Annotated in this window: 16 protein-coding genes; 8 read left to right on the plus strand and 8 right to left on the minus strand. The window is 69.3% G+C overall.

The genetic code is table 11. From position 1 onward, the window contains the following. Nucleotides 1–38: 38 nt before the first annotated feature. The 6 genes from ACUTAG_RS28400 to ACUTAG_RS28425 all read right to left on the minus strand — a co-directional run bounded on the left by ACUTAG_RS28400 (nt 39) and on the right by ACUTAG_RS28425 (nt 6,236). A complete protein-coding gene (locus tag ACUTAG_RS28400) occupies nt 39–755 on the minus strand; it encodes a response regulator transcription factor (protein WP_148319289.1) in 717 nt (238 codons plus the stop codon). Nucleotides 756–897: 142 nt separating this feature from the next. Next, the gene (locus ACUTAG_RS28405) at nt 898–2,376 is read right to left on the minus strand and encodes an efflux transporter outer membrane subunit (protein ID WP_148319291.1); all 1,479 of its coding nucleotides are present in this window, start codon (nt 2,374–2,376) and stop codon (nt 898–900) included. Nucleotides 2,377–2,384: 8 nt separating this feature from the next. Further along, nucleotides 2,385–3,530 (minus strand): ABC transporter permease, encoded by a 1,146-nt coding sequence (locus ACUTAG_RS28410; RefSeq protein WP_148319293.1) that lies wholly within the window; start codon nt 3,528–3,530, stop codon nt 2,385–2,387. Further along, nucleotides 3,527–4,492, minus strand: a complete 966-nt coding sequence (locus ACUTAG_RS28415) for an ABC transporter ATP-binding protein (protein ID WP_148319295.1) — start codon at nt 4,490–4,492, stop codon at nt 3,527–3,529. Before ACUTAG_RS28415 ends, ACUTAG_RS28410 begins: the two co-directional genes overlap by 4 nt. Continuing rightward, the gene (locus ACUTAG_RS28420) at nt 4,489–5,457 is read right to left on the minus strand and encodes an HlyD family secretion protein (protein WP_054444959.1); all 969 of its coding nucleotides are present in this window, start codon (nt 5,455–5,457) and stop codon (nt 4,489–4,491) included. The genes ACUTAG_RS28415 and ACUTAG_RS28420 overlap by 4 nt, the downstream gene beginning before the upstream one ends. Before the next feature lie 2 nt (nt 5,458–5,459). Continuing rightward, complete coding sequence (locus ACUTAG_RS28425) at nt 5,460–6,236, minus strand: TetR/AcrR family transcriptional regulator (RefSeq protein ID WP_054444958.1); 777 nt, start codon at nt 6,234–6,236, stop codon at nt 5,460–5,462. A gap of 120 nt (nt 6,237–6,356) precedes the next feature. Here ACUTAG_RS28425 and ACUTAG_RS28430 point away from each other — a divergent pair, with 120 nt between their 5' ends. The 3 genes from ACUTAG_RS28430 (at nt 6,357) to ACUTAG_RS28440 (ending at nt 8,901) form a co-directional block, all read left to right on the plus strand. After that, the gene (locus ACUTAG_RS28430) at nt 6,357–7,394 is read left to right on the plus strand and encodes an NADP-dependent oxidoreductase (RefSeq protein ID WP_054444957.1); all 1,038 of its coding nucleotides are present in this window, start codon (nt 6,357–6,359) and stop codon (nt 7,392–7,394) included. A gap of 51 nt (nt 7,395–7,445) precedes the next feature. After that, nucleotides 7,446–8,126, plus strand: coding sequence for a type 1 glutamine amidotransferase domain-containing protein (locus ACUTAG_RS28435; protein ID WP_148319297.1), 681 nt, complete (start codon nt 7,446–7,448; stop codon nt 8,124–8,126). A gap of 160 nt (nt 8,127–8,286) precedes the next feature. Then, nucleotides 8,287–8,901, plus strand: a complete 615-nt coding sequence (locus tag ACUTAG_RS28440) for an HD-GYP domain-containing protein (RefSeq protein WP_054444955.1) — start codon at nt 8,287–8,289, stop codon at nt 8,899–8,901. Between the two features lie 106 nt (nt 8,902–9,007). On the opposite strand, the gene ACUTAG_RS28445 is transcribed toward ACUTAG_RS28440, so the two are convergent. Both ACUTAG_RS28445 and ACUTAG_RS28450 read right to left on the minus strand, forming a co-directional pair. Next, a complete protein-coding gene (locus tag ACUTAG_RS28445; RefSeq protein ID WP_148319299.1) occupies nt 9,008–10,606 on the minus strand; it encodes a glycerol-3-phosphate dehydrogenase/oxidase in 1,599 nt (532 codons plus the stop codon). Between the two features lie 103 nt (nt 10,607–10,709). Continuing rightward, complete coding sequence (locus ACUTAG_RS28450; protein WP_006385275.1) at nt 10,710–11,501, minus strand: DeoR/GlpR family DNA-binding transcription regulator; 792 nt, start codon at nt 11,499–11,501, stop codon at nt 10,710–10,712. Nucleotides 11,502–11,730: 229 nt separating this feature from the next. On the opposite strand from ACUTAG_RS28450, the gene ACUTAG_RS28455 reads away from it, so the two are divergent. From ACUTAG_RS28455 to ACUTAG_RS28475, 5 genes are read left to right on the plus strand one after another with little or no spacing between them, the layout of a single operon-like run. Further along, the gene (locus ACUTAG_RS28455) at nt 11,731–12,816 is read left to right on the plus strand and encodes an ABC transporter ATP-binding protein (protein ID WP_148319301.1); all 1,086 of its coding nucleotides are present in this window, start codon (nt 11,731–11,733) and stop codon (nt 12,814–12,816) included. Next, nucleotides 12,816–13,904: an ABC transporter ATP-binding protein gene (locus tag ACUTAG_RS28460; RefSeq protein ID WP_054444952.1), complete on the plus strand. Its 1,089-nt coding sequence runs from the start codon at nt 12,816–12,818 to the stop codon at nt 13,902–13,904. The genes ACUTAG_RS28455 and ACUTAG_RS28460 overlap by 1 nt, the downstream gene beginning before the upstream one ends. Then, nucleotides 13,901–14,791 (plus strand): carbohydrate ABC transporter permease, encoded by an 891-nt coding sequence (locus ACUTAG_RS28465; RefSeq protein ID WP_006385278.1) that lies wholly within the window; start codon nt 13,901–13,903, stop codon nt 14,789–14,791. The genes ACUTAG_RS28460 and ACUTAG_RS28465 overlap by 4 nt, the downstream gene beginning before the upstream one ends. Further along, on the plus strand, nt 14,784–15,596 hold the full coding sequence (locus tag ACUTAG_RS28470) for a carbohydrate ABC transporter permease (RefSeq protein ID WP_020927431.1): 813 nt from the start codon (nt 14,784–14,786) through the stop codon (nt 15,594–15,596). The genes ACUTAG_RS28465 and ACUTAG_RS28470 overlap by 8 nt, the downstream gene beginning before the upstream one ends. A 16-nt stretch (nt 15,597–15,612) precedes the next feature. Beyond that, nucleotides 15,613–15,921, plus strand: a complete 309-nt coding sequence (locus ACUTAG_RS28475) for a DUF2160 domain-containing protein (protein ID WP_054516552.1) — start codon at nt 15,613–15,615, stop codon at nt 15,919–15,921. Nucleotides 15,922–15,966 lie beyond the last annotated feature (45 nt).

Consider the following 15,966-nt stretch of genomic DNA (forward strand, 5'->3'; position numbering starts at 1 on the left):
CATGCCGCATGATACGCCCGCCGCGCGCGCCGCAGGCCCTAGATGTCGCCGGTGAAGGCGTAGCCCCAGCCCCAGACGGTGCGGATCGGCAGCTCCATATCGGTTTCCTGGGCCTTGCGGCGCAGCCGGCTGACCACCACGTCGGTGCGCCGCAGCGATTCGCGGCCGGCCTGCGGGTCGCTGGGCGGCACGTCGCCGCGCGGCATGCGCCTGTCGGGGCTGGTAGTCAGCTTGAGCAGGAAGTCGCGCTCGGCCTGGGTCAGCGCCAGGCGGGTGCCTCGCGGGCTGACCAGGGTCCAGGCGGCATCCTGGAAGTGCCATTTGCCATTGGCCTCGGCCGGTACGGCGGCTGGGCGGGGTTCGGCATCGGCCGGCCGCCGGCCGTTCACGGGGACGCGGCGCACCAGCGCCTGCAGCGCGGCGGCGATCTCGGCGCTGGCGACGTCGGGCGGAAAGCAGGCGTCGGCGCCGCAGTGCAGGCCGAGGATGCGGTTTTCCGGGGAATCGAAAGTGGATACCGCGACGATGCCGGCGGTGGTGTCCATGGCGCGCAGGCCGGCCACGGCCATGCAGAGATCGGTCAGCTCGGCTTCCATCACCAGCAGCGGCGTGCGCCGCGCCTGGAACAGCCGGAACAGGCCGTTGGAGTCCTCGCAACCGCGCGGCGAGAAGCCCATGCCCGCCAGCGCGTCGCAGCGGTGCGCGCGTTGGCGGGAATCGGGCGAGAAGACGATCAGGTCTAGTAGGTCATTCATGAATCGTTGTCGAGATCAGTGCAGCTTGAGCGCATGCATGATGCATCGGATACAACGGATTCCTAAACGCCGCACAACGCCATTTTCTGACCCGAATTCTCGGACATGGCCCCGGGATGTACGGTTTGGCGCGCTTTGCGGGCTATTGCATGGCGGCAACCGGATCGGCCGGCGGCGCGTTCCACCAGCCGCCGCCCAGCGCCTGCAGCAGGGCGGCGGTATCGGCGTAGCGCGCCGCGTCGGCCGCGCCGCGGGCGATGCGCGTCTGCAGCAGCTGGCGTTGGCTGTCCAGCACGTCCAGGTGGCTGATGCCGCCGGCCTGGTAGCGGTCGCGGGCGATGCGCGCGGCATCGTCGGCGCGGCGCCAGGCCGTGTCATACGCGTCATAGGCCCGCGCATCGCTCTGCAGCGCGCGCAGGGCGTCCGCCACCTGCCTGAAGCCGTCCAGCACGGTCTGGCGGTAGGCCGCCGCGGCGGCTTCGTAGGCGGCCTGGGCCGAGCGCGTGCGGGCGCGCAGCTCACCGCCGCGAAACAGCGGTTGCGCCAGCCCCAGTCCCAGGTTCCAGACATTGACGCCATCGCCGACGTCGCCGGCGCGGGTGCGCTGCGAGCCGAAACTGGCGGTCAGCGTGAACCGCGGATACTGGTTGGCCGTGGCCACGCCGATCTGGGCCGAGGCCTGGTGCAGCAACGCTTCGGCTGCCAGGATGTCGGGCCGCTGGCGCGTCAGCGCCGACGGCACGCCGGTCGGGATTTCGGCGGGCAGCGTCAGGTCGGCCAGGCGCAGCGGCGGCGCCTGCCAGGCCGCCGGTGGCTGGCCCAGGTAGGTAGCCAGCTGGTGATGGGCCTGGGCCAGCTGGTATTCCAGCGGCGGCACGCTGGCCTCGGTCTGCGCCAGCAGCAGTTCCTGGTTGCGCAGGTCGGCCTCGGCGATGCCGCCGGCCCGCAGGCGCTGCGCCATGATGTCGCGCTGGCGTTGTTGCGCCAGCAACAGCTCGCGGGTGTCGGCCAGGCGCCCGGCCAGGTCGGCCTGGCGGATGGCGGTGGTGACCACGTTGGCGGCCAGCGTCATGCGCGCGGCTTGCAGCTCATGCGACTGGTAGTCCACCTGGGCCGCCAGGCCCTCCAGCGCGCGGCGGTTGCCGCCGAACACATCCAGCGTGTAGGACACGTCGATCGACGCGTTGTAGAGGGTGAACGGCGGCGGCTGCTCGGCGACGGGCACGCCGTAGGCGGACGGATCGACCTTCTGCCGCGTCGCCGACAGGTTGGCGTCCACCGCCGGCAGCAGGCGGCCGCCGGTCTCCGCGTTCAGGTCCTCGCCGGCTTGGCGCAGCCGGGCGCGGGCCTGTTCCAGGGTCGGGCTGGCGTCCAGCGCCTGGCGCACCAGCGCATCCAGCGCAGCGGAACGGAACAGGCGCCACCATTGGGCCGGGATGTCGGCGTCCGTGAGCCGCGGTTGCGCGCCGCTGGCGGACGCATTGTCGGCCGGCGGGGTATAGGCGGCGACCGGCGGCGGCGCGGGGCGCTCGAAGTCCGGCCCGACGGCGCAGCCGGGCAGCAGGACGCAGGCGGCCACGAGCGCGGCGCGGCGGGCGAAGGGCGGGTGGGGGCGGGGCATGGCGGCCTTCAATCCAGGGTGCGGCGGTAGAACTTCACGGCGGCGGTCATGACGACCACGGTGAACAGCAGCATGGGCCAGATGGCGGGCCACAGGTCCCACCAGCCGTTGCCCTTGAGCAGGATGCCGCGGATCAGCCGGTTGAAGTGCGTCAGCGGCAGCAGGTTGCCCAGGTACTGGGCCCACTTGGGCATGCCCAGGAACGGGAACATGAAGCCGGACAACAGCATGTTGGGCAGGAAATAGAACATCGTCAGCTGCATCGCCTGCAGTTGGTTCTGCGCCAGCGACGACAGCGTGATGCCGACGGTCAGGTTGGCCGCCACGAAGATCAGCGCGCCCAGGTATACCGTCACCAGGCTGCCCAGGAACGGCACGTGGAACACGAAATACGCCGCCAGCAGGATGATGGTGGACTGGATCAGGCCAATGGCGATGTAGGGCACGATCTTGCCCGTCATCACCTCCAGCGGCCGCACCGGCATGGCCAGCAGGTTTTCCATGGTGCCGCGCTCGCGTTCGCGCGTCATGGCCAGGCCGGTCATCATCACCAGTGTCATGGTCAGGATCACGCCCATCAGCCCCGGCACCGTGTTGTATTGCGAGATCTGCTCTTCGTTGTAGAGCTGGTGCACGCGCACGTCGAACGGCGGCTGGCCGCCGGCCAGGTGCGCCAGCGGGCCGATCAGGTCTTTCTGCGCCACCGCCTGCGCCAACTGTGTGGCCGAGCCGATCGCCAGCCCGACCGCCATCGGATCGGTGGCGTCGGCCTCGATCAGCAGCGCCGGCCGCTCGCCGCGCAGCAGCCTGCGCGAGAAGTCGGGCGGAATGGTCAGCACGAACAGCACCCGGCCCTGTGCCAGCGCGGCGCGGCCGGCCTCTTCGTCGGGCAGGGTCTCGACGATGTCGAAGTAGTCCGATGCCGTCATCGCCGCCACGAAGCTGCGCGTGAACGGGCTCTGGTCGGCCACGATGACCGCGGTCGGCAGCTGCTTGGGGTTGGTGTTGATGGCGTAGCCGAACAGCGCCAGCTGCATGATCGGAATGCCGACGATCATGCCGAAGGTGATGCGGTCGCGCCGCAACTGCAGGAACTCCTTGAGCACCATGCTCCACCAGCGCGACCACGAGAAGCCCTCCAGGTGGCGCCTCATGTCGGGCTCGCATAGTTGTCGTCGGAGCGGTTCATCAGATAGATGAAGACGTCCTCCAGGCTGGTGTTGATGCGTTCCAGGCGCAGGTCCTGGCCGGCCACGACGTCTCGCAAGGTGCGTTCGAGCACGGCGGCGTCGCGGCCGCTGATGTGCAGCGCGGTGCCGAAGGCCACGGTCTGGTCCACCCCCGGCGCGCCGCGCAGCCGCTGCGCCAGCGGCACCAGGTCGTGGCCATGGATGGCCCAGGTGGTCAGGCGTTGCCGGGCGATGACTTCGTCGGCGGTGCCCTGGATCAGCAGCTTGCCGTACGAGATGTAGGCCAGCTTGTGGCAGCGCTCGGCCTCGTCCATGTAGTGGGTGCTGACCAGCACCGAAATGCCGCGCGCGGCCAGCTCGTGCAGCCGTTCCCAGAAGTCGCGCCGCGCGGTCGGGTCGACGCCGGCGGTGGGCTCGTCCAGCAGCAGCAGGCGCGGTTCATGCAGCAGGCAGGCGGCCAGCGCCAGCCGCTGCTTCCAGCCGCCCGACAGGGCGCCGGTGAGCTGGTTGGCGCGGGTCTGCAGGCCCAGGTCTTCCAGGGCGCGGTCAACCGCCTCGCGGCGGTTCGGCATGCCGTACATGCGGGCGACGAAGTCCAGGTTCTCGCGGATGGTAAGGTCGTCCCAGTACGAGAATTTCTGCGTCATGTAGCCGACGTGGCGCTTGATCTGGGCGCTGTCCCTGAGTATGTCGTAGCCCAGGCAGGTGCCGCTGCCGGAATCCGGCGTCAGCAGGCCGCACATCAGCCGGATACTGGTGGTCTTGCCGCTGCCGTTGGGGCCGAGAAAGCCGAAGATCTCGCCTTCGCGCACCTGCAGCGAGACGTCGTTGACCACGTGCTTGTTGCCGAAGTGCTTGTTCAGGCCGTGCACGTCGATGACGTAGCCGGCCTCGTCGGTCGCCGAGCGGGCGGGGGCGTCGTTCATTGCAACGCCGCCTCCACCGGCTGGCCGGGATGCAGCCGCGTCGCCGCCTGCGGCGCGGGCCGGGCCTCGACCATGTAGACCAGCTTGCTGCGGGTCTCGCGGCTGTAGATCACCGGCGGCGTGTACTCGGCCTGTGGCGAGATGTAGTCGATGCGCACCGGCACCGGGTCGCCGCAACCGTCGCAGCGCACCGTGGCCTGTTGCCCGGGCTTGAGCGTGCCGACCACCGTCTCGGGCACGAAGAAGCGCACCTTGATGTTGCCGGGCGGCAGCAGGCTGACCACCGGACTGCCGGCCGGCACCCATTCGCCCACTCGGTACAGCGTGTCGAACACCAGGGCGGCGGCGGGCGCCGCCAGGCGTTTCTCCGCCAGGGCCCAGTCGGCCTGCGCCAGCGTGGCGCGCGCCGCGTCGACCTGGGCGGCCTGGGCGCGGCGCTGGTCCTGGCGGCCGGGCAGGTTGGCCACTTCCAGCTGGGCGCGCAGCTCGCGCACGCGCGCGGCATCCGATTGGGCCTGTGCGCGGCTGTCGTCCAGCTGCGCCCGCGCCACGCCGCCGGCGCGGAACTGCGCGGTGTCGCGCGCCAGTTGTGCCGCCGAGCGCCGGCTGGCGGCCTCGGCCTGGGCCAGCTGGGCGCGGGCGACGTCGACCTCGGGCGGACGCTTGCCGGTGGCGATGTCCTCCAGCTGCGCGCTGGCCGCGGCCAATTGCGCGCCGGCCTGGTCGCGCGCCGCGGTCTCGCGCTCGGCCTCCAGCGCGAACAAGGGCGCGGCGGCGGCAACCTGCTGGCCGCGCCGGACCGATAGCGTGTCCAGCCGGCCGGCCTCGGACGAGGCGATGTAGAGGTACTCGCCCTCGACATAGCCCTGGTAGACGGCCTCGCCACTCTTGCCACAGCCGGCCAGCAACGACAGGCCGAGCGCGGCGGCGGGCAGCGCGAAACGGGGGAGGGAAGCGGTGCGCATGGTCAGCGTCCTGTGGCGGGCGGTTCGGCGTCCGGAGCGGCGCCGGCGCGCCGGGTCCGTTTGGCGGGCGTTGCGGACGCCGGTGGCGGCGCGGCCGGCGGGGAAAACAATCCGCCCGTGAGCATGGCGGTGGCGTGCGCGGCGATGGTCTCGTGGCCGATGGCGCGGGCCTGTGGATCGTCCTGCCAGATGCGGCGCCACAGGCTGGACGTGGCCAGCGGCAGCAGGGTCAGGCCCAGGATCGACAGGAACACCAGCCGCGGCTCCACGTCCGGGGTGATGGCGCCGGCGCGCTGGCTGTCGGCGATCAGGCCGACGAACACCTGCAGGCGCTGCGCCGGCAGGTGGCGCAGCACGCGCTCGCGCAACTGGCCGCCTTCGTTGACGACCTCGTGTATCCACAAGGACGGCAGCCAGGGCCGGTCAGTGCCGCAGCGCACGATGCGCGAGACGATTTCGGCGATGACGGCGCGCGTCGCCTCGGCCGACCCCTGCAGCCGCCGCGGCGTCTGCGGCACCGGGCTCCAGACGTAGCCGATGACCGGCACCACGCGTTCCAGCACCACGGCGTCCAGCAACTGGTCGCGGCTCTTGAAGTAGTAGTGCAGCATGGCCGAGGTGAACCCGGCGCGTTCGGCAATGTGGGCCAGGCGGGTGGCGGCCACGCCCTGCTTGGCGAACAGGTCGGTGGCAATGTCCAGCAGCTGGTCGCGCACGGCGGCGCTGTCGGGGCGGGCGGGGCGGCCGGGACGGCGCGCGGGGGAAGGCTTGGCAGGCATGGGCGGATTCTAATTAAATACTTAATTAATTAAAAGCGGGGTGGGCTGCAGGGTCGGCGGGCAGGCGACCGGACAGGGGTGGTGTAATGGCCAGATCGGAACAGAAGGAGTCAGCACGCCATGCCGCAATCGTCCTCCCTCAACCGCCGCATCGTCCTGGCCTCGCGGCCACGCGGCGAACCCGCCGACAGCGATTTCCGCCTGGAAACCGGCGCGGTCCCCGAACCCGGCCCGGGCCAGCTGTTGCTGCGCACGGTCTATCTTTCCCTCGATCCCTACATGCGCGGGCGCATGAGCGACGCGCCCTCGTACGCCGAGCCGGTGCAGGTCGGCCAGCCCATGGTGGGCGGCACCGTGGCCCGGGTGGCGGCCTCGCGCCACGCCGACTATCCGGTGGGCGAGTGGGTGCTGTCCCAGTCCGGCTGGCAGGACTACGCCGTGTCCGACGGCAGCGGCCTGCTCAAGCTGGGGCCGGCGCCCGAACGCCCGTCGTATTCGCTGGGCGTGCTGGGCATGCCGGGCTTCACCGGCTACATGGGCCTGCTGGACATCGGCCAGCCCAAGGCCGGCGAGACCGTGGTGGTGGCCGCCGCCAGCGGCGCGGTGGGCGCGGTGGTGGGCCAGTTGGCCAAGATCCACGGCTGCAAGGCGGTCGGCATCGCCGGCGGCCCCGACAAGTGCCGCTACGTGGTCGAGGAACTGGGCTTTGACGCCTGCATCGACCACAAGGATCCGGCCATGGCCAATCTGCTGGCCAAGGCCGTGCCGCAAGGCATCGACGTGTATTTCGAGAACGTTGGCGGCGCGGTGTTCGACGCGGTGCTGCCGCTGCTCAATCCGCGCGCGCGGGTGCCGGTCTGCGGCCTGATCTCGGCCTACAACGCCACCAGCCTGCCCGACGGCCCCGATCGCCTGCCGCTGTTGATGCGCACCATCCTGACCAAGCGCATCAAGATGCAGGGCTTCATCATCTTCAACGAATACGCGCCGCGCTTCGGTGAATTCCGCGCGGCCATGCAGGAGTTGCTGCGCGACGGGCGCATCAAGTATCGCGAAGACGTGGTCGATGGCCTGGAAAACGCGCCGCGTGGCCTGATGGGGCTGCTCAAGGGCGAGAATGCCGGCAAGCGCATCGTGCGCGTCGGCCCGGATGAATAGGAACGCAACATGAGGAGCGCAACATGAGGAGCGCAACATGAGGAGCGCAACATGAATATCCTGATCGTGCTGACTTCCCACGACACGCTGGGCGACACCGGCCGCAAGACCGGCTTCTGGCTGGAGGAATTCGCGGCCCCGTACTACGCTTTCCTGGACGCGGGGGCCACGCTGACGCTGGCCTCGCCGCAGGGCGGCCAGCCGCCGCTCGATCCCAAGAGCGACGACCCGGACGCCCAGACCGACGACACGCGCCGCTTCCGCCAGGACGCCGAGGCGCAGCGCCGCCTGGCGAACACGCGCCGCCTGGCCGAGGTGCAGGCGGCCGACTACGACGCCGTGTTCTATCCCGGCGGCCACGGTCCGCTGTGGGACCTGGCCGAAGACGCCCGGTCCGTGTCGCTGATCGAAACCATGCTCGCGGCCGGCAAGCCGGTGGCGGCGGTGTGCCACGCGCCGGGCGTGCTGCGCCATGCCAAGACCGCCGATGGCAAGCCGCTGGTGCAGGGCCGCCAGGTCACGGGTTTTTCCAACACGGAAGAGGCGGCGGTGCAATTGACCGCCGTGGTGCCTTTCCTGGTCGAGGATGAACTGGCGATGTTGGGCGGTCTGTACAGCAAGGCGGCGGATTGGCAGCCGCACATCGTCTCGGATGGGCTGCTCATCACCGGGCAGAATCCGGCTTCGTCGGTCGGCGTCGCGCAGGCGCTGCTGGAACGCCTGAAGGCCTGAGCCCAAGGCGCGGGGCGACGGCGGGGGTGAATCCGCGGATGAATCCGCGGGTTGATACGTGGGCAGGGCCCGCAGCGCCGGAACGGTACGTGCTTGTGTCAGAATCGATACTTTCTGACACAGACGCGCGGTTCCGCTGCAACCGCGCGCGCCAAGACCGATGCCTCCAGATGTTCCCCCCAGCGCGGCGGCCACGCGTGCCGCAGGCTCCTGCGAAGCCGCGCTGTTTGCCGCGATGCAGGCCCGAGACGCCGCCACAGGCCGCCATTGCCACCGCGTCGTCGCCCTGAGCGTGGCGCTGGCTCGCGCCTGCGACCTGAACCAAGATGAACAAGACATGGTGGCCGTGGCCGCGCGGCTGCACGACGTCGGCAAGATCGGCACGCCGGACCGCGTGCTGTTCTCGCCCCGGCGACTCGAAAAGGAAGATTGGGAAATCATGAAGGCCCATGCGGCCATGGGCGCCGACATCATTCTGCATAGCGATATGCCGCAACGCGAGCGGATCGCGCAGGCGGTGCGCCACCACCACGAACACTTCGATGGATCGGGCTATCCCGACGGACTGGCCGGGCACGCCATCCCGCTGTCCGCGCGCATCATTTCGCTGGCCGACTCCTACGATGCGCTCGGCGACGCGCGGCCCTACCATCCCGCGCGCACCCACGCCGAGATCATGCGCATCCTCAACCTGGAGGCCGGAGCCAAGTGCGATCCCGACCTGCTGCGCGTGTTCGAAAACATGATCCAGCACAGCCCGCTGCGCGTGCCGTAGCGCATTGCGGCGCGGCGTTGTCGGGTTGGCGGACCTGGATGCAAGCAGCGCCCGGGCGGGTCGCGCGGCGTCAGCGCGTCATTTCAGCCGTGTCATTTCAGCCGTGTCATTTCAGCCGATAGTGCGCCGCCACGCCGGCCAGTTCCTGCAGCGTGCGCTGCTGCCAGGCGGCGTCGTGGCCCAGTTCTTCGGCCAGGATGCGCGCCACTTCGGGCGCGGCCAGCATGGCCGCCTCGGCGTCCAGGAACAGCGCGCGGTTGCGGCGCGCCAGCACGTCCTCGGCGCTGCGCGCCAGTTCGAAGCGCGCGGCGAAACGCACATGCGCTTCCGACAGGCCGCTGCTCCTGACCAGCATGCGCTCGGCGCCGGGCAGGGCCTTGAGCGTGGCCAGGTCGCTGCCGTAGTAGCTGTCCGGCGTGCCGGCGTGTTCCTGCGACGGCGCCAGGCCGTTGGCGCCATGCAGCGCCAGCGACTCGGTGCGGCAGCTGGCCTGCGTCAGCAACTGGTGCTGGATGGCGGTGTCGACCACGTCCTGCGCCATGCGGCGATAGGTGGTCCACTTGCCGCCCGTGACCGTCACCAACCCCGCCTGCGACACCAGGATGGTGTGCTCGCGCGACAGCGATTTGGTGGAGGCGTCGCCGGTGGCCTTGACCAGCGGCCGCAGGCCCGCCCAGACGCTGGTGACGTCGTCGCGGGTCGGCTTGCGGCTGAGATAGCGCGCGGCGGTGTTCAGGATGAAGTCGACGTCCTCGGCGCCGGCTTCCGGGTCCAGCGGCAGGTCGTTGCGCGGCGAATCGGTGGTGCCGACGATGGTGTGGCCGTTCCACGGCACCACGAACAGCACGCGGCCGTCGTCAGTCTTGGGGATCAGGATGGCGCGCTTGCCGGGCAGGAAGTCGTGCGGCAGCGTCAGGTGCACGCCCTGGCTGGGAGCCACCATGGTGGGCGCGTTCTTGTCTTCCATGCGGCGCACGCTGTCGACCCAGACGCCGGTGGCGTTGATGACGCAGCGCGCGCGCAAGGTGAAGCTGGCGTCGCCCAGCGCGTCCTCGGCTGTGACGCCGTCGACCTTGCCGCCGGTGGTGGTCAGGCCGGTGGCGCGCACGTAGTTGACCGCCGTGCCGCCCAGGTCGAACAGGGTGCGCATCAGGCTCAGCGCCAGGCGCGCGTCGTCGAACTGGCCGTCGTAGTACAGCACGCCGCCCTTCAGGCCGCGGCCGTTGACGGTTTCGGCCAGCGTCGGCGCGTTGGCCAGCGTCTCGCGGCGCGACAGCCAGCGGCTGGGCGACAGATTGAGCTTGCCGGCCAGCATGTCGTACATCTTCAGGCCCACGCCGTAGAACGGCTGGTCCAGCAGGTTGTAGGCCGGCACCACGAAGCCCAGCGGCCACACCAGGTGCGGCGCGTTGCGGTTGAGCAGGCCGCGTTCGTGCAGCGCCTCGCGCACCAGGCTGATGTTGCCTTGCGCCAGGTAGCGCACGCCGCCGTGCACCAGCTTGGTGGCCTTGCTGGAGGTGCCCTTGGCGAAGTCGGCGGCCTCGATCAGCAGCGTGCGGTAGCCGCGGCTGGCGGCGTCGACGGCGGTGCCCAGGCCGGTCGCGCCGCCGCCGATGACGATCACGTCCCAGGCGGGCGTGTTGTCCAGTTGCGCCAGCAGGCGGTTGCGGTCGGGCGGGGTGACGGTGGCGAGCGGTTGGTTCATATGCTTGGGCGGCGGGGCCGCTAGGGTTCGGTGCGTTGTTCGTTTCTGTTGGTGCCGGCCGGGCGCGGCGCCAGCGCCGTGCCGCCGGTCCGGGTCAAGCCGGTCAGGCGGGTACCTTGGCCGCGTTCGGCGCGGCGGCCACCTCGCAGCGCACGCCGGCGTCCAGCAGCACTTGCGCCAACGGTTCCTGCGGATGCGCGTCGGTGAAGAAGCGGTCGATCTGCGAGATGTGCGCCAGTTCCACCATGGCCTGGCGCTTGAATTTGCTGCTGTCGGCGGCCAGCCACACTTCGCGCGACTGTTCGATGATGGTGCGGGCCACGCGCACTTCGCGGAAGTCGTAGTCGCGCAGGGTGCCGTCGGCCTCGATGCCGGAAATGCCGATCAGGCCGATGTCGACCTTGAACTGGCGGATGAAATCCATGGTGGCCTCGCCGACGATGCCGCGGTCGCGCGAGCGCACCACGCCGCCGGCGACGATGACTTCGCAATCCGGGTTGTCGGAAAGAATGTCGGCCACGTGCAGGTTGTTGGTGATGACGCGCAGGCCGCGATGGCGCAGCAGGGCGCGGGCGATGGCCTCGGTGGTGGTGCCGATGTTCAGGATCAGCGAGCAGCCGTCGGGCACGGCGCGCGCCACGGCCTCGGCGATGCGTTGTTTGCCGGCCGCGTGCAGCCCCTGGCGCTTGCGGTAGGCGATGTTCTCGATGGTCGAGGCCTCGATGCGCACGCCGCCATGGAAGCGCGACAGCAGGCCGGCTTCGGACAGGATGTTGACGTCGCGCCGCACGGTCTGCAGCGTGACGTCGAAACGTTTGGCCAGTTCCTCGATGGTGGCCGAGCCCTGGGCCCGCACCATTTCGATCAAGGCGCTTTGTCGGGGATTGAGTGTCATGTTCGCATAGTGAGTGTCACGTTCGCATCATAAAACAACAAAAGCGAAAAATAATGACGCACTGCAAGATTGTTTTTTGTTCGCTTCTTCGGTAAAACGCACAAAAAACGAAAGCGATCTGAAAGAAGACCCCTGGCCGGCGCGTTCCCGCGCGCCGCGAGGGCCGCTGTACCGAGGTACCGAAGTCCGGCCTGAAAACCGGGGACGTATTAGAGGTAGAGGAGACCAGATGCAGCTGACCCTGGACAGGATAGGTTTGCGAGCCGGCTCGCAGACGCACCTGTATCCGATGAGCCTGGCCCCGGTGCCGGGCGCCATGACCGTATTGCTGGGGGTGACCCTGGCAGGCAAGACATCGCTGATGCGCATCATGGCCGGGCTCGACCGGCCGACCGAAGGCCGGGTGCTGGTGGACGGCGCCGACGTGACCGGCGTGCCGGTGCGCCAGCGCAACGTCGCCATGGTGTACCAGCAATTCATCAACTATCCGTCCATGACGGTGTTCGACAACATTGCCTCGCCGCTCAAGCTGCGCGGCGCCAGTGGCATCGCCGACAAGGTGCGCGCCATGGCCGCGCGCCTGCACATCGACCACCTGCTGGAACGCCTGCCCGCCGAACTGTCCGGCGGCCAGCAGCAGCGGGTGGCCCTGGCGCGCGCGCTGGTCAAGGACGCGCCGCTGATCCTGCTGGACGAGCCGCTGGTCAACCTGGACTACAAGCTGCGCGAGGAGTTGCGCGACGAGCTGTCGGCGCTGTTCGCCGAAGGCCGCTCGACCGTGGTCTACGCCACCACCGAACCCGGCGAAGCGCTGCTGCTGGGCGGCCACACCGCGGTGCTGGATGCAGGCGAACTGCTGCAATACGGCCCGACCGCCGAGGTCTTCCACCGGCCCAATTCGATCCGCGTGGCGCGCGCGTTCAGCGACCCGCCCATGAACCTGTTCAGCGCCCGGCGCGGGGCCAGCGGCTTCACGTTGCGGGGCGGCGTCACGGTCTCGCGGCAACTGCCCCCGGGCGACGGCGCCGGGCTCACCGCCGGCCTGCGCGCCGGGGCGCTGGACATCGCGCCGCGCCCCGGCCACATCGGCCTGGACGGCGTGGTCAAGCTGGCCGAAATCTCCGGGTCCGACACTTTCGTCCATGCGGAGACGGCGGCCGGCGACGTGGTCGCGCAATTGCCGGGCGTGCACCGCTACACGCTGGAGCAGCGCCTGACGCTGTACTTCGATCCGGCCCAGACCTACGCCTTCGGCGGCGACGGCGCCTTGCTGGCCGCGCCCGCGCGGCCTCACGCCAGCGGGGGGATCGCCTGATGGCGCAGATCGAGCTGGACCTGTCGCATTCCTACGTCGCCCATCCGCAGGCCGACGAGGACTACGCGCTGCTGCCGCTGCAGTTCACCTTCCGCGACGGCGGCGCCTACGCCTTGCTGGGGCCCTCGGGCTGCGGCAAGACCACCTTGCTCAATTGCGTTTCGGGCCTGTTGCGGCCTTCGCATGGCCGCATCCTGTTCGACGGCCGGGACGTCACCAAAAAGACGCCGCAGGCGCGCAACATCGCCCAGGTGTTCCAGTTCCCGGTGGTGTACGACACCATGACCGTGGCCGAGAACCTGGCGTTTCCGCTGCGCAACCGCGGCGTGCCGCCCAAGCAGATCCGCGAGCGCGTCGGCCGCATCGCCGAGATGCTGGAGATGTCGCAGGTGCTGGACCGCCGCGCCAGCGGCCTGACGGCCGACGCCAAGCAGAAGATCTCGCTGGGGCGCGGCCTGGTGCGCAACGACGTGTCGGCGGTGCTGTTCGACGAACCGCTGACCGTGATCGACCCGCAACTGAAGTGGGAGCTGCGCCGCAAGCTCAAGGAAATCCACCATGAGTTCAAGCTGACGCTGATCTACGTCACGCACGACCAGACCGAGGCGCTGACCTTCGCCGACCAGGTGATGGTGATGGCGCGCGGCCGCGCGGTGCAGGTGGGCAGCGCCGACGACCTGTTCGAGCGGCCGGCGCATACCTTCGTCGGCCATTTCATCGGCTCGCCCGGCATGAACTTCCTGCCGGCGCAATGGCGCGACGGCGGCCTGATGGTGGGCCAGCGCCGCGTCGACGGCCTGCCGGATGCGATGGCGACCCGGCTGGCCGACGCCGGCCCGGTCAAGCTGGGCGTGCGCCCGGAATACCTGCGCCTGGCCGATGCCGGGGCGCCCGGCGCCATCCCGGCCACGGTCCAACGGGTGCAGGACGTGGGCACCTATACCTTGCTGCTGGCCGACTTCGAGGGCACGCCGCTGCGCGCCCGGCTGGGCACCGACGCCGCCGCGATCGCGCCCGGCGCCACGGTGTGGCTGTCGGTACTCAATACGCACACCTGCTTCTACCGCGACGAGGAGCTGATCCGATGAAACCGATCGATCACCGGGCCTGGTTCCTGGTGCTGCCCGTGGTGCTGTGCGTGGCGTTCTCGGCCATCCTGCCGCTGATGACCATCGTCAACTACTCGGTGCAGGACATCATCTCGCCCGAGCGCCGCGTGTTCGTCGGCACCGAATGGTTCGCCGCGGTGCTGCAGGACGAGGAACTGCACGGCGCGCTGCTGCGCCAGATCGGCTTCTCGCTGGCGGTGCTGGCCATCGAGATTCCGCTGGGCATCCTGCTGGCGCTGTCGATGCCGGCCAGCGGCTGGCGCGCCTCGGCGGTGCTGGTCATCATCGCGCTGTCGCTGCTGATCCCGTGGAACGTGGTGGGCACCATCTGGCAGGTGTTCGGCCGCACCGATATCGGCCTGCTGGGGGCGACGCTGTCGTGGCTGGGGGTGGACTACAACTACACCGGCAACGACCTGGACGCCTGGGTCACGGTGCTGGTGATGGACGTCTGGCACTGGACGCCGCTGGTGGCGCTGCTGTGCTATGCCGGCCTGCGCGCCATTCCCGACGCCTACTACCAGGCCGCGCGCATCGACGGCGCTTCGCGCCTGGCGGTGTTCCGCTACATCCAGCTGCCCAAGATGCGCGGCGTGCTGATGATCGCGGTGCTGCTGCGTTTCATGGACAGCTTCATGATCTACACCGAGCCGTTCGTGCTGACCGGCGGCGGGCCGGGCAACGCCACCACCTTCCTGTCGCAGTACCTGACGCAGAAGGCCGTGGGCCAGTTCGACCTGGGCCCGGCGGCGGCGTTCTCGATCATCTACTTCCTGATCATCCTGCTGCTCTGCTTCATTCTGTACAACTGGATGCAGCGCGCCGGCACCACCGGCGGTTTCGACGAGGAGCGCGCCAATGCGTGAGCAATCGACCTGGTGGCGCGGCGCCTTCCTGGCGCTGTACCTGGTGTTCGCCATCCTGCCGCTGTACTGGATGCTGAACATGTCGTTCAAGACCAATACCGAGATCGTCAGCACCCTGACGCTGTGGCCGCGCGAGTTCACGCTGGAGCACTACCGCACCATCTTCACCGATCCGGCCTGGTATTCGGGCTACATCAACTCGCTGATCTACGTGGTCATCAACACGGTCATCTCGCTGGCCGTGGCGCTGCCGGCGGCCTACGCGTTCTCGCGCTACCGCTTCATCGGCGACAAGCACGTGTTCTTCTGGCTGCTGACCAACCGCATGACGCCGCCGGCGGTGTTCCTGCTGCCGTTCTTCCAGCTGTACAGCTCGTTCGGGCTGATGGACACGCACCTGGCGGTGGCGCTGGCGCACCTGGTGTTCAACGTGCCGCTGGCGGTGTGGATCCTGGAGGGCTTCATGTCCGGCGTGCCGCGCGAGATCGATGAGACGGCCTACGTGGACGGCTATTCGTTCCCGCGCTTCTTCCTGACGATCTTCCTGCCGCTGATCAAGTCGGGCGTGGGCGTGGCGGCGTTCTTCTGCTTCATGTTCAGCTGGGTCGAGCTGCTGCTGGCGCGCACGCTGACTTCGGTGAACGCCAAGCCCATCGTCGCCACCATGACGCGCACGGTCTCGGCCTCTGGCATGGACTGGGGCGTGCTGGCGGCGGCCGGGGTGCTGACCATTGTGCCCGGCGGCATCGTCATCTGGTTCGTGCGGCACTACATCGCGAAGGGCTTCGCGATGGGCCGGGTCTGAGGGGGGAGAGCGCCACATGTTCAGCTGGATGGTATGGACCACCCCCGTCGCCGTGTTCTTCTCCTGCATCGTGCTGATGCTGGTCGGCATGACGATCTGGGAACTGAAATCGCCCACGGTCGAGCGCAAGGGCTTCCTGCCGCTGCGCACGACCCGCGGCGACCGCCTCTTCATCGGCTTGATGGCGGCGGCCTGGCTCAACCTGGCGTTCCTGGGGTTCGGGCAGAAGGCGGTGGAATGGTTTTCGCTGGATGAGCCGCCATCGGTGTGGATCAGCTTCCTGCTGTCCATGCTGCTGCTGGCCTTCATCATGAGAAAAGGCTGAAGGGGCGTCAGACCCCGCGCGATATCAGCGGTTTGGAAGGACGAT

It is taken from the genome of Achromobacter sp. CSND-B12 (genome assembly GCF_052906545.1).